Origin of the sequence: Zhongshania aquatica, from assembly GCF_027257955.1 — a bacterium.
Lineage (GTDB): Bacteria > Pseudomonadota > Gammaproteobacteria > Pseudomonadales > Spongiibacteraceae > Spongiibacter > Spongiibacter aquatica.
Genome location: NZ_JANZNQ010000001.1, coordinates 173,778 through 187,425 on the forward strand (window position 1 = coordinate 173,778; position 13,648 = coordinate 187,425).

A 13,648-nucleotide genomic window follows, 5' to 3' on the forward strand; every position below is an offset into this window, starting at 1 on the left:
CACTGTAGCAAAAAAATTACAAATTGAGCTCCGCTTTAAAAGGCAGATGCCAGTGGTCGTAAATATTTATACCCCTGTGGGTTGTTTACTGTCGAAAACATCGCAATAACCACGTCTCGTGAGGGTGAAACATATAGAGCCTGCCCCTGAAAGCCGGACTTAAAGAGGTCACCATCAGCGAATAGCGCCCCCCACTGAGAAGGCGCGCTAACTGGCGGCTCTCCGTGAATACTTGCGTCTATTGCCTGCGCTGTTGGTGCATGGCGGTAATAATCAGTTCGCGCAACGTCACCAATGCGAGCCAGCAATTTTTTATTTGCCACCTTTGAGTTGTAGCCACTTGGCGTAAACAGCATACCGAAACGAGCTAGGTCTCTGAGACGCGACGAAAACATCCCGTGAGCAATGGCGCGGCCGTCTGGTGTTAACCCCAACAGGGCATCACCGTCTGCGCCAATTTGTGACCAGATTCGCTGCTGTACGACATCACCATAACGCTGGCCAGTTACACGCTCAATGAGTAAGCCCAGCATATTCGTATTCGCTGAGGAGTATTGATATGTCTTACCCGGCGGGTTCAAACGCGTCATTTCACGTAAAACCTGATTATGCGTTCCTGCTGCTAATCCCGGGGCTTTAAGCACTCCTTGGGCAAACATTAGCTTACCGATACCGGAATGTGGATCGCCATATGCTTCAGTTGAATCTACGGCATCTATGCCACTGGCTTGATGAAGAATGTGCGCAACTTTAACACCTTCCCAGACCGTTCCCTTGAATTCCTTAAGGTAGGTATCGATGGTGGTGTTGGGGTCAATCTGCCCCTCCTCAATCAGCATTTCTGTCAGCAGCCCGGCAATGACTTTCGCTACAGACCACCAAAGATGAGAGTCGGTCGGCTGCATACCTGGATACTTCTCGTAGACAACTTTTCCTTTGTGGATCACGACGATGCCCTGAAGCCTACTAAGCGGCGAATTCACAAATTCATCTAGGCTCAAATCGCCAAGAGATGTTTTTACTTTAATACCACCGATGCGGCCATTGGGTTTTTCACGAAGACTTTTTATTTGACCATCTCTGCCAAGCAGCTGGTGAGGATAAAACTCAGCCATATTGAGATAGGTGTAAAGCGCGGCGTTGCCTGCTAGTCCCAATGCAGCACTTTTATAACTTGCCTTCAGATCAGTCGCTTCGTCAGCAGAGAAGCCATTCTTCGCCTCGAAAACTGGCCACACACTCTCACCACCGTAGGTAGACGCTGAACTGAGCAGCACAGATATGGCCAATAGAGTAATATTAATCATTCTCTTATTCATTGTGTTGCCCCATAGTACTGCACGTAGTTTGACGTCGTGCGAGATTTCCAGCTATTTCCCAGTGGCGCAGCGTATTTGGCATCGTCGCCATGTATAAAACTTTTGATACTGGCCGCAATGGCCGCGTGAATATTTTCCCGCTCTTTACGATTTTCCTTTGTCCAGGCAAATCTCATGTAAGAAGGTCGGTCTTCAATATAGTTTCCAAAAAGAATAGGTACATCTAGACCGTGGAAAGATCCGAAATCTAGCTGCCACGGATCAGGGAAGTTGTCCCATACAAATTCGTACTGGTATAACGCAGGAAGTGATTCAGCATATGTCGCTATACAGCCTTGTAATTTCTTACTGTATTTTCGTTCAAGGTACTGAATAAGAATATTCCGGACCATACCTTTGATTAATCCAAGTTCTTGGCTAACCGTTTTTGTCCTTTCTTCACCATTAAACAGTGGCCAAAGTTTATTGAACTCTAGGTCGTACATCCGAGTTGTAACCAGCGTACTCAGCTCATCACGGGTATTGCCGATCATTAGCGGAACTTTATTGATAAGTTCGCAGGTGACCTCTCGCGAACTTTCTGGCTTGCTTACCACTGTGCCGTCGGCAATAACTTTAGGTAATACCCCTTTTTCAGATGCCTCAGCGAGCTCTGTTTCAGTTTTGCCGCGAAGATAGTTACGTAGTTCAGTATCGCTCATCTTGCTGATGATGCTTTCAGCATCGGCCGACGACTCAGCCTTTCCATCCTTGATTAATAGCTGCGCAATAAATTTATCTCCCTGCTCCTTACCTTCTTCGTAAGATGCAGAAAACGGAATACCAGAAAAGCTGATTGCTCGCTGAAACTTACCTGTTGCCGCTGGCGAACGCATTAGGGCGAGAACAAAAACCGCCCCTGCGGACTGCCCGGAAATAGTGATATTGTCAGGATCACAGGATAGCGCCGCGCAATTTTCACGCGCCCAGTCCAACACCTTAATCATATCGAGGAGTAAGAAATTTCCGGAGTCCTCCTCAGGGTTGCCAGTCTTCAACGCCGGGGATTGAAATGAACCCCAAATACCCAGCCGATAGTTGGCCGTTATCACCACCGCATCTGTCTCCGCTGCTAGCCTAGCGCCGTTGTAGATTTCATGATAAGACCGGCCAAAAATACCAGAACCACCGTGAAAAAATATCAACAGTGGGCGCTTTTTCTTTTCGCTATTGGGTACCCAAACATTCAGAAAAAGACAGTCTTCTGAACCATAGGGCTTGTTGAAACTTGCTTCATCATCGGTGGTGAAAAAATTACCAATTTGAGAGCAGGCACTTCCTGGGGAGCGTGCATCACGCACGCCCGGCCAGGCTTCCACTTCCTGTGGCGCTTTCCAGCGCAGTTGATTAACCGGAGGGGCTGCATAGGGTATGCCCAAGTATTGATAGGTATTGCCTGATTTTTCACCGCGAACATCACCACTTTTGAGTGAAACGATTTCACCGGCCAAACTTACTGACGCCGTGAGCCAAAGCAAGCTGAACAGAAATACCGAAGCTGTTCCGCGAATCTTCACCTTTTGCATTCTAGAACTCCAGGCTGAGTCGGGCGGAAACAGCACGAGGAGCGTTTAAAATATAAACATTGTCTCCATTAATAGCCGGCTTAACAATGCCAACGGGGGTGGTTTCGTTGGTGATATTCAATACATTGACTCCGAGACTGGGGCGGCCTGTAAACTGGGTTAGTCGCATTTGCATTCCTGCACTATAGGTGCCGTAATCATTCACAGTGTCTTCGTCCACTAAGTCATTGTAGGATTTGCCAACATAAGAGTAAGTCACGTGACCAGAAACATTTAACCAACTTTGAGGAGAGTTGCTAAATGCCAGTGAGGCCGCGTACTGGTATTCTGCTGAGCCCGGTAGTGGTTTGCCAGCCGGAACAAAATCATTTCCAGCGACAAAATCCTCCAATGTGTGGGCATCTACCGTTCCGCCACTTAAAGAAAACAGGAATCCAGGCACTGGCAGTTGCCAACGCAGATTCACCTCTATGCCGTCACTCTCTGCACTACCCACATTGTCGTAATAGTTGATCGCAAGCGCATTTTTGAGAACCACTAGCGGGTTGTCGAAGTCGATATGAAACGCGGTTAGATCAAACTCAAGAGTATTATCAAGCCAGCGAGTCCGCATCCCGATTTCATAGTTCATAATAGTGTCTGATTTATAGGTGCCCGGCACATTCTGAAGCTCATCTTCAGGAACGGTCTGGATGCCACCAAACCGGAAGCCCTTATTGACGAGTGCGTACACGGAATGCTCGTCGGTGAATCGATAGGTAACTGAGACTTTTGGGTTCATACCCTCTTCACTGATTTCGGCGGTGTTGTCCAAAGTGTACTCGCCAGTTGCAACTAGATTTAGAAGACTGACGCCCTGCGCTACTATGCCTTCACCAGTGTAACCGCCATCAACACCTGTTTGGTAATATCGGCCTCCGAGCGACAACTCCAAGCTGGCGGTGGGGTACCAGGTGGTATCGAAGAACACTGCCTTTTCTTGTGCATTTGCATTGGTTTGTGCGCAAAGCAGAGACAAGCTGCAGTCGACTCCGTTTGAGTTTCGATCTCGTAAACCAAGTGAATCTAGCAGCGGAATCTGATCTGTCGCCTGCAAAGTCAAAGAAAGAAAATAATCAATGGGAGAGTCAAGATAATATACCCCCACCAACCACTCAAACTTATCGTCTGCCTGAGACTGCAAACGTAACTCCTGCTGAAAGGAGCTGGACTTTTGGTTAGTCAAAAATGGTATAGCTAAGCCATCCGGGGCGGCGTTTGAGGGTGTGCCAAACAGGCTAAAATAGCCATCGATAATATTCTTGCGCTCCTTCTCTGTTCGGGATGACGAAGAAACTAACCTTACGCTTTCCCATTCATGTTGAACTTCAAGATTATAAAGTGCAATTCGATGTTCATTTGGCCATTTAATAAATGAGCTTCTAGTTTCCCTTGGTCCAACCGTGTTGTCGGCAATAAAAATATCATTGTCCGCCTGATAATCTTGCGCCAGATAAGTTAATTTAACCGAGGTATTATCCCCCGGCGTCCATGTTGCACCAAGACGATACTGCTTTCCTTTCGATCCGTTTACATCGCTAGCCTCTTGACCCCGGCGGACATCGTCAGTAAATCCCGGATATTCGCGGTCGATATAAGTAAGCCTAAGCCCCAGATTACCATCAGAGCCAAACACCGGAATATTAATCATAAAGCCCTGGGTTAGACCACTATCTCCCTCTTCTAGTGAAATGTTCTGGGCAAAGTACGACGCCTGCCATTCATGGGGTACCGCTTCGTTCAAGCGATACCGCAGCACACCGGACAGAGCCGCGCCGCCAAAGAGAGTGCCCTGCGGCCCCTTGAGCACTTCTACCGCTGCCAAGTCAAAGGCTGAAAGGTCGGGTGTGATGCTGGCTGCATAAGGTTCGTTGAGGGCCGTATCACCTATAAAAATTCCGACTGGCTGCGGTACAACGCTAGTCGGCGCCGCGCTTGTTGAGATTCCGCGCATTACAATTCGCTGATCACCAGGCCTTGCTGAATTTGCAGTTACGCCGGGTGTCTGTTCAAGTACATCATTGATACTCAGTATGCCTTGCTGCTCGAGGCTATCGCCGGAAAACGCAGAAATAGAAGCGGGAATGTCTCGAAGTGACTTCTCTCGCTTGGTCGCCGTAACGATGACCTCTTCTAGAAAATTGCGTCGTGTAGCGTATTTGCTATCTTGTTGCTCTTTAACCGATATACTCTTCTTAACACCGGATATTTCCGGCTCTGAAGCCGAAGAATAGCTGGTGCAGAATGCAGCACTCAACAGGGAAATATGGGACAGAGTTTTGAAATTTCGATTTTCAATCATGATAAATCACTCTTAGTTCATTGTTATTTTTGATTGGTTTAATCTTGCTTAGAGCCATTTTTCTGCGCGGCGTAGCTAGGAAAGCCGTTGGCTTGGTTGCTCAAATATTTACTCTCCAATTCGTCCAAAGCGCTTTCATCAATAGCTGCCATCTCTGGCATCAGTCGATCAATAAGGTGATTCAATCGGTGTGAGAACGATACAACTTCTTTACCAAGCCCCATCTTTGACTCGATTTGTCGGAAGAACGTCGCAAACTGCTCACGAGGTAAGGCGGCGATGGCCTCAATATCTGACATGATGGGCGCGTCATTTCCCGTACTTCTTGTGCGTTCCGCCTGTAAACAAACAACACCCAGAATCGCGTTGTAACCGACCACCGCAAGTTGCACCTGGCTATCGTTCGTGCAAATGGAATCTAAAACTTGCAAAAGCAAATGCATTTGCATTTGCCATTTTTTTGACCCAGAAGGCGAGTGACAGAATTTTGGGTAGCGCAATTGAATCTCTCGAATACAGAGGAAATGCTCAATCAGCTGTATTCTAAGGGGGGTGGCGCAGGATCTATTTGGGATCGGTATTTTTGCAACTAGATGCTGTAAGGCCTCTTGCTCCAGTTGCCCTATGTCATCAATGTAGTTGTAGAGAGTGGCGTGGTTGACACCCATTTCCTTTGCGATAGCGCGAATATTAAGTGATGTGTAACCATCATTTTCAAGCACAGAAAGGGCGCTGGAAATGATTTTTTCCCTAGTTATTTTTCTGGGTCGACCTACTTGACGCGCTTTCACCGTAGAAATACCTCTACTCACTATTAATATGTAACCACCGGTTATATATTAATAGTAACCATCGGTTATATATTAGTCAAGAGCGCCCTCAAAGAAGCAAACCTCCTCTATATACGGACTGAGCTATCTCCCAAGACACGTCAGATAAATGAACAGACGCATTGTAAGATGCATGCCGCATCACGAAGCGCAGCGCTTTATGGCGGGCTTGTTAAAGCTCGTAGTGCGCACAAGCTTTTCAGACTCCTCCCTAATTCTTACCGCCAGCCACAACGGCGCCCTTACTAAGTCAGCGTTTTGGCTGTCCAACAACCGCAGGAAGCATAATGCCGCCCCATATTATAAGTAGCGACAATTTACACTGCTTGCCGACTCTGCACGCAAACATCAGGTCTGCCGAATTAGAAACGCCACGAAGAGCTAAGGAAAGTCCTTAAGACTGCCGCAATATCAGCGCGTGCAGACTATTTTCCAGCAGCAAAAGCCTTCTCTTCCCTCGTCGTCTTAAAACTGCTAATTGAATCCGTTGAGCTGCGCCGAAACGCTTGTCGGGTCTTAAAACACGCTCATTGAATACTGACTACTGGAACAAGCGCTCCATAACATTTAATCTGACGCCAGCTCACGGGGAAGTACATTATGTTTTTTGACAAAAAAGAGACCAAACTCCTTACACTCTCACGGGATGATGCTAATCATCCGCTCGCGTCGCACTCTAAACATGCCTTTGAGTTAGATGGTTTTGAGTGGCCGTCAGTCGAGCACTACTATCAGGCGATGAAATTTGATGACGCCGAATACCGCGAGCAGATCCGCAATGCGACACACCCGGCTGAAGCGGCAAAGCTGGGTAAGAGCAAAAAACACACGCGGCGCAAGGATTGGAAGAAAATCAGCGTCACCTATATGACCCGCGCCACTTACATTAAATGTCGTACCCATAGCGATGTAGCACAAGTGCTTTTGGACTCGGGTGAAGATGAAATTAAAAATGTTAGCCAATACGACTATTTTTGGGGCAGCGGTCGGGATATGCGCGGTGATAACCACTTTGGTAAAATGTTGATGGGTGTTCGCAAAAAGCTGCGGGAAGAACTGGGCAAGTAATACACTTGCTCAAATCGCTTTTAATCGCCGCCAAGAAACGTCATACACACCACCCATTTATTTGAAGTAATTTCATGAACCCTAACAGCCGCCGCGTCTGCCAAGCACTTCTCTACGAGATAGGTGCTGTTGCCTTGGTCACGCCCATTCTCACCTTTGCCTTTGACGCCGAGGTATCGTCGACCCTACCCTTGTCTGTGCTTATGGCAACCATCGCGCTCATTTGGAACTATGTGTTTAACGCACTGTTTGAGCACTGGGAAAAGAAACAAGTCACCAAGGGGCGGTCACTTCAACGGCGCTTAGTTCACGGCGCCGGTTTTGAGGGCGGCCTGGTTATTGTACTGGTGCCACTCACCGCATACTGGCTAAATATCAGTTTGTGGCAAGCTTTGCTGGCCGAGATTGGCTTGCTAATCACCTTTTTCTTCTACGCCATTGTCTTTACCTGGGCCTTCGACAAAGTCTTTGGTCTACCGGCCTCCGCGCAGGAGGCAAAGGAATGAAGCCCGCGTCTAGCAACCGCATTTTGAAATATTTGCAGGGCTATCCTGAGCATTTACAGAATCAAATTCGAACGCTTATCGACGAACAGCGCTTGGCGGAGTATTTAACAAACCGTTACGGCAAGCAGCACGACATTCAGAGTGACAAGGCACTGTACAGCTACGTAAACAGTTTGAAGCAAGAAAACCTGCGCAGTGCGCCGCAAATAGATAAAGTGCTTTTTGACAATCGGCTCGATCTCACACACCGCGCTCTAGGTTTACACACGGCGGTGTCACGGGTGCAAGGTGGCAAGCTAAAAGCGAAAAAGGAAATTCGCATCGCCTCTTTATTTAAAGACACGGCGCCGGAGTTTTTAGAAATGATTGTTGTACATGAACTCGCGCACTTAAAAGAGCACGATCACAACAAGGCGTTTTATAAACTGTGTACCTATATGCTGCCCGACTACCATCAGCGGGAGTTTGATCTGCGGGTGTATTTAACCGCAAAAGAGCTAGGGCAGATATAACTCTATTCCTATACTAAAAAGACAAGCCCAGATTTATGTCATGAGCGCAGGGATTTTGAACGTCACCGGAGCAGAAGATACGGAGTTTACACGACAGTAAATGAGTAATCCGAGCACCGCCGACGTTCAAAATACCAAGCGCAATAATAAATCTGGGCTTGGCTAATACCTAGGCTATTTCAAATAACGCCGCAGCACCCATACCACCGCCAATACACATAGTGACTACCGCGTATTTAACACCACGGCGTTTACCTTCGATTAGGGCGTGACCGACCATACGCGCACCACTCATACCAAAGGGATGACCAATCGCGATGGCACCGCCATTCACGTTGAGCTTGTCATTGTCGATACCGAGTTGATCGCGGCAGTAAATAACCTGACAAGCAAAGGCTTCGTTCAATTCCCACAAGCCAATATCATCGACTTTTAAACCAGCACGTTTTAGCAATTTAGGAATCGCAAACACTGGCCCAATACCCATCTCATCAGCTTTGCAGCCAGCGACAGCCATGCCGCGATAGATACCCAATGGCGCCAAACCTTTTTGCTCGGCCAATTTTCTATCCATGACCACACAAGCAGACGCACCGTCTGACAGCTGCGAGGCATTACCGGCGGTAATAAAACGACCCTGCTTCACCCACTGACCATCTTTGAATACCGGCTCCAGCGATGAGAGGCTTTCCAGTGTGGTTGACGGACGATTGCACTCATCGGTTTCTAAAATAATATCTTTAAACGTGGTTTCTTTAGTCTCTTTATTAAACACCGACATGCTGGTGGCAAAGGGGACAATCTCCGCCTTAAACAAACCCGCTTGCTGGGCCGCCGCAACCCGCTGCTGACTTTGCAATGAATAGATGTCCTGCGCTTCGCGGCTAACACCGTAGCGATCAGACACTATTTCGGCAGTCTCAATCATCGGAATGTAAGCAGTGGGATCAATATCCAGAACCGTTTGCGACACATTGCGGTAGCTATTTTTGTGTTTGGTCTGTACCAGCGAAATAGACTCTAAACCACCGGCAACGGCGATATCAATTTCGTTGCACATAATTGACTTTGCAGCCCAGGCAATCGACATCAAGCCGGAGGAACACTGACGTTCAATCGCCATACCCGGCACGCTGTCAGGCAAGCCCCCAGCCACTGCGCACAAACGACCAAGGTTATAAGCTTGCGTTCCCTGCTGCGCTGCGGCGCCAAAAATCACATCGTCAACAGACGCAGGATCAATGCCCGCGCGCTCAACCGCTGCGCGTACTACGTGGCCACCCATCGCTGGAGCTTCAGTATTGTTTAATGCGCCGCGAAAAGATTTACCCATTCCGGTACGTGCGGTTGAAACGATAACGGCTTCTTTCATTATGTTGATCCTTTTAAATTTAATAATTTAATTTTGGCCACTGCGATATACCAGCAGACCGAATTCGTCAGACGTCGGGCGTCAGACGAATATTAGGCTCGCTGTGACGAACAACTCACTATTTCACCCGTCATATAGCTAGAATAATCCGAGGCGAGGAACATCATGATATTCGCTACTTCCCACACTTCGGCGCCGCGACCATAGGCTTCGCGACTTTCCAATTCAGCCAGTAGTTCTTCCGGCGCAGATTTTTTCAGCATAGCGTGTACCGCCAAAGACGGCGCTACCGCATTGATGCGCACACCAAAATCTGCGGCCTCTAACGCGGCGCAACGCGTCAGCGCCATAACGCCTGCTTTTGCAGCGGCATAATGGGCCTGCTCTTTTTGTGCGCGCCAGCCAAGTACAGAGGCGTTATTCACAATCACGCCGTGTCCGCGCTGCTTCATCACTTTCATCATGTAACGGGTCATACGCATGGTGCCATTTAGAGTGACGTCGATAACCTTATTCCACTCCGGGTCTTCCATCTCGATGAGCAATTTAGTAGTGCCCAAACCGGCGTTGTTAATTAATACATCAACACCGCCAAGCAGCTCTTCAGCGGTATTAATCAAAGCCTGCACATCTTCCTCTACAGCAACATTGCCGACCTTACCATAGACCTGCTCACATCCCGTTTCAGCTTTGAGTTTTTCGACTGACGCCGTTAAACGACCTTCATGAATATCGCTAATCACGATGCCACGACAGCCTTCTTCAATCGCTCGCTGAGCCGCAGAGAAACCAATACCTGCACCCGCCGCAGCGGTGATAAGAACTGATTTACCTTTTAAAAGGCCGTGGCCTTGAACGTATTCCGGGACTTTGATGTTCATTGTTTTCTCCATTCTGAGTCAGAGGTCAGATGTCTGACGTCGGACGCGTAATTACAAAATCTGATTCGATGTCCATTCGCCAGACGTCAGACACCCGACGTCCGACTTTTTAAGGCCTCAATTCCTTCGGCATTCCCAAACCGCGCTCGGCAATAATATTGCGCTGTATCTGATTGGTACCGCCGTAAATCGTGTCTGAGCGGGTAAACAAGAACAGTGACTGCAGGCGATTTAATTCGTACGGTGCGTCTAGCAAAATATCTGCCTCGGCGCCTAAGATATCCATCGCCAACTCGCCAAGATCACGGTGCCACGTGGCCCAGTACAATTTATAAATCAGCGCTTCTTTTTGCAGACTGCCATCACCGCTATTCCCTGACAGCATACGCATGCTGTTGTAGCGCATAATTTTCAAACCAATATGTGCGTCGGCGATACGCTGACGAATGACAGGATCTTTGGCGGCGCCATTTCTCTTTGCCAATGCCACCACTTCATTCAATTCATTTTGAAAGGCCATTTGCTGACCGAGGGTGGACACGCCGCGTTCATAACCCAGCAAGCCCATGGCCACTTTCCAGCCTTCTCCGGGCTCACCCACAATGTCGCCGGCATCGCATTGTGCATCGTCAAAAAATACCTCGTTAAATTCCGAGGTACCGGTGATTTGCTCTATCGGCCTAACCGTGACGCCAGGCTGATCCATTTTTATCAGGAAAAAACCTAAACCTTTATGCGCCTTCGACTCAGGGTCGGTGCGGGCAATCACAAAGCAATATTCAGATTCGTGAGCTAATGAGGTCCATACTTTTTGACCATTGATAATCCACTTGCCACTGGCCTCATCAAGGCGCGCTTTAGTCTTTACATTTGCCAAATCCGAACCGGCACCCGGCTCTGAATAGCCTTGGCACCAAAACTCAGTGCCCGACAAAATACCCGGCAAATATTTTTTCTTTTGCTCGTCACTACCAAAGGCGATTATGGTTGGCCCCGCCAAGCCGTCGCCAATATGCCCCATACGCCCGGGTGCGCCGGCGCGCGCATATTCTTCAAAGAAAATAACTTGCTGTTCAATCGACAGACCACGACCGCCGTGCTCCTTCGGCCAACCCACGCAAGTCCAGCCGCCTTCCGCTAATTTGCGCTCCCACTTCTTGCGCTCTTCCGGAAACATATGCTCATCGCCGGGACCACCGCGAAATTTTAACTGCGCAAATTCGCCCACCAAATTGTCGGCGAGCCACGCGGCAATTTCGGCGCGGAATTGTTCATCTGCAGGGCTAAATTGTAGTTTCATGATGTAATGCTCGCTTTATGCTGGACGGGAGATGGGAGGCGCAAAAAATGGCTTCCCCTGTGTCTACCGTCTCTCATATTAAATCGCCGGTCGGATGTCTGACGTCGGAGGTAAAGGCTATGTTCAGAGACATCGTCCGACTTCCGACCTCTGACGTCCGACTAATCAAGTAAAACCCCCGCTACTCGCTCGCGGTGATAAACGCTATTACCCAAAAAATGTTCACTTGCTTTTGCGCGTTTAAAATATAAATGCACATCGTATTCCCAGGTAAAACCGACACCGCCATGCATCTGCAAGGCTTCGCCTGCGTTTTTAAAATACGCTTCTGAACAATAGGATTTCGCGATGCTCGCGGCCTCAGCCAGCTCATCGGCTAAGGGCCCTGCGCTAAGTGCATCATCCGCAATACAGGCGGCGTAGTAGACCGCTGAGCGCGCGACTTCATTGCGCAGCATCATGTCGGCAGCTTTGTGTTTTATGGCTTGGAAACCCGCGATTGCGCGGCCAAATTGATTGCGGCTCTTGGTGTAATCCACCGTGATATCTAAAATTTGCTGCATACCTCCCGCTTGCTCAGCAGCTAAGGCGACGGTGGCGAGGTCTAGTATTTTCGATAAGGCTTTTGCGGCTGTACCGAAGTCACCCATGACACTTTCAGTGGGCAAGCGTAGATCAGTTAATTCAATCGCCGCTTGGCGCCGGCTTTGATCCATGGTCGGCAATAGACTGCGCTTAATGCCATCGGTATCTGCCGCACAGACAAATAGGCTAATACCTTCTGCGCCAATGCTACCCTCTTCACGGGCTGCAATAATTAAATAATCGGCACTGTGCCCATCGAGTACATAGCGATACTGGCCGTTGAGAATGGCGGTGTCGCCGTCACGTTTATAGCTTGCGGTCACCGCATCCGCACTCCAAAGATTGCTGCCGCCGTTAAAAGCGAGGGTGGCGGTTTTACCTTCAATAAGCTGGGGAAGAATCTCAGTTTTTTGATCGTCAGTACCGGCGATCAATAAGGCGTTGGTAGCCATTGCCACGGTGGCAAGGTAGGGAGAGCACAGCAGATAGCGGCCCATTTGCTCCAGCACGGCGACCAGCTCGACATAGCCTAAGCCCATGCCGCCGTATTCTTCTGGAATATGCAGGGCCTGCCAATACATATCAGTGCAGATGCGCTGCCAAAGATCGGGGGAGTAACCCAGATCACTTGCCATAGCACTGCGAATAGCTGCGCTGGTGGAAGCGTCTTTAAGAAAAGACGCCGCCGTGTCGCGGATCATTTCTTGTTCTTGCGTAAATGCGAATTCCATACTGTCTCCGAAACCAGACAGCGACCTTTACATTTACGCAAGCTGCGACGCGTATAACGCCGCAGCTTAACAACTGTTTATAGACGCAGTTGCAAACGTATGAAGGCACCGTCTTCAAATTCAAATTTGCCGCCAGTGTCAGCGTCAAATTCCATATCACCGTAACCAACTTGAATGGCGGAGTTTTGGAAAATAGTAAACTCCGCGCTCACCGACCATTCTTTATAACCGTCAATATCACCAAAGCCAGTTGCATCGGGGGCGTAGTACAAACCGCCGCGCAAACTGACGATTTCATTTAAAGGCAAACGCAAATCGCCACCAAAGGCGACCGCACCGCCATCCAGATCAGTTGTGTCATCACCGTCTAAGCCGATGGCTTTTGCGCCAACCCGTCCGCTCAAGGCGCCGCGCTGACCATTTGCATACAGTCCCAAAGCCACTAAATTAGCGCCATCTTCGTGGTGCAGCACATCGAGCTGAGCACTACTTTCCGGGCTCATGTCACCAGCAACAGAAACACCGAAACTGTCGTCACCAAAACGAAAAGCAACACCGCCGGCAAAGGCCGAACTGCTTGTAATGGCTAACACGGCGGCTGCGATTAAAGGGGCTTTCATGGTCGTGATTCTCCTGAT

At 48.8% G+C, this 13,648-nt stretch carries 12 protein-coding genes; 3 read left to right on the forward strand and 9 right to left on the reverse strand.

Annotated features, from left to right (window positions below):
- Positions 1–35 precede the first annotated feature (35 nt).
- The 4 genes from O9X78_RS00755 to O9X78_RS00770 are packed head-to-tail and all read right to left on the reverse strand — an operon-like array spanning position 36 to position 6,016.
- Positions 36–1,319: a serine hydrolase domain-containing protein gene (locus O9X78_RS00755; RefSeq protein WP_269617660.1), complete on the reverse strand. Its 1,284-nt coding sequence runs from the start codon at positions 1,317–1,319 to the stop codon at positions 36–38.
- The gene (locus tag O9X78_RS00760) at positions 1,316–2,884 is read right to left on the reverse strand and encodes a carboxylesterase family protein (protein WP_269617662.1); all 1,569 of its coding nucleotides are present in this window, start codon (positions 2,882–2,884) and stop codon (positions 1,316–1,318) included. The genes O9X78_RS00755 and O9X78_RS00760 overlap by 4 nt, the downstream gene beginning before the upstream one ends.
- A 1-nt stretch (position 2,885) precedes the next feature.
- Positions 2,886–5,225, reverse strand: coding sequence for a TonB-dependent receptor (locus O9X78_RS00765; RefSeq protein ID WP_269617663.1), 2,340 nt, complete (start codon positions 5,223–5,225; stop codon positions 2,886–2,888).
- 38 nt (positions 5,226–5,263) lie between these two features.
- A complete protein-coding gene (locus tag O9X78_RS00770; RefSeq protein WP_269617664.1) occupies positions 5,264–6,016 on the reverse strand; it encodes a TetR/AcrR family transcriptional regulator in 753 nt (250 codons plus the stop codon).
- 639 nt (positions 6,017–6,655) lie between these two features.
- On the opposite strand from O9X78_RS00770, the gene ybiA reads away from it, so the two are divergent.
- The 3 genes from ybiA to O9X78_RS00785 all read left to right on the forward strand — a co-directional run bounded on the left by ybiA (position 6,656) and on the right by O9X78_RS00785 (position 8,141).
- Positions 6,656–7,123, forward strand: a complete 468-nt coding sequence (gene ybiA, locus O9X78_RS00775) for a riboflavin biosynthesis intermediates N-glycosidase (protein WP_269617666.1) — start codon at positions 6,656–6,658, stop codon at positions 7,121–7,123.
- Between the two features lie 74 nt (positions 7,124–7,197).
- Positions 7,198–7,629: a PACE efflux transporter gene (locus O9X78_RS00780; RefSeq protein WP_269617667.1), complete on the forward strand. Its 432-nt coding sequence runs from the start codon at positions 7,198–7,200 to the stop codon at positions 7,627–7,629.
- Positions 7,626–8,141, forward strand: coding sequence for a M48 metallopeptidase family protein (locus tag O9X78_RS00785; protein ID WP_269617668.1), 516 nt, complete (start codon positions 7,626–7,628; stop codon positions 8,139–8,141). The genes O9X78_RS00780 and O9X78_RS00785 overlap by 4 nt, the downstream gene beginning before the upstream one ends.
- A gap of 169 nt (positions 8,142–8,310) precedes the next feature.
- Here O9X78_RS00785 and O9X78_RS00790 read toward each other — a convergent pair whose 3' ends face one another.
- The 5 genes from O9X78_RS00790 to O9X78_RS00810 all read right to left on the reverse strand — a co-directional run bounded on the left by O9X78_RS00790 (position 8,311) and on the right by O9X78_RS00810 (position 13,630).
- On the reverse strand, positions 8,311–9,513 hold the full coding sequence (locus O9X78_RS00790) for an acetyl-CoA C-acyltransferase (protein ID WP_219042352.1): 1,203 nt from the start codon (positions 9,511–9,513) through the stop codon (positions 8,311–8,313).
- A gap of 92 nt (positions 9,514–9,605) precedes the next feature.
- On the reverse strand, positions 9,606–10,394 hold the full coding sequence (locus tag O9X78_RS00795; RefSeq protein ID WP_269617671.1) for an SDR family oxidoreductase: 789 nt from the start codon (positions 10,392–10,394) through the stop codon (positions 9,606–9,608).
- A gap of 109 nt (positions 10,395–10,503) precedes the next feature.
- Positions 10,504–11,694, reverse strand: coding sequence for an acyl-CoA dehydrogenase family protein (locus O9X78_RS00800; protein ID WP_269617673.1), 1,191 nt, complete (start codon positions 11,692–11,694; stop codon positions 10,504–10,506).
- Positions 11,695–11,855: 161 nt separating this feature from the next.
- A complete protein-coding gene (locus tag O9X78_RS00805) occupies positions 11,856–13,010 on the reverse strand; it encodes an acyl-CoA dehydrogenase family protein (RefSeq protein WP_269617674.1) in 1,155 nt (384 codons plus the stop codon).
- A gap of 77 nt (positions 13,011–13,087) precedes the next feature.
- Positions 13,088–13,630, reverse strand: a complete 543-nt coding sequence (locus O9X78_RS00810; RefSeq protein ID WP_269617676.1) for a YfaZ family outer membrane protein — start codon at positions 13,628–13,630, stop codon at positions 13,088–13,090.
- Between the last annotated feature and the right edge of the window lie 18 nt (positions 13,631–13,648).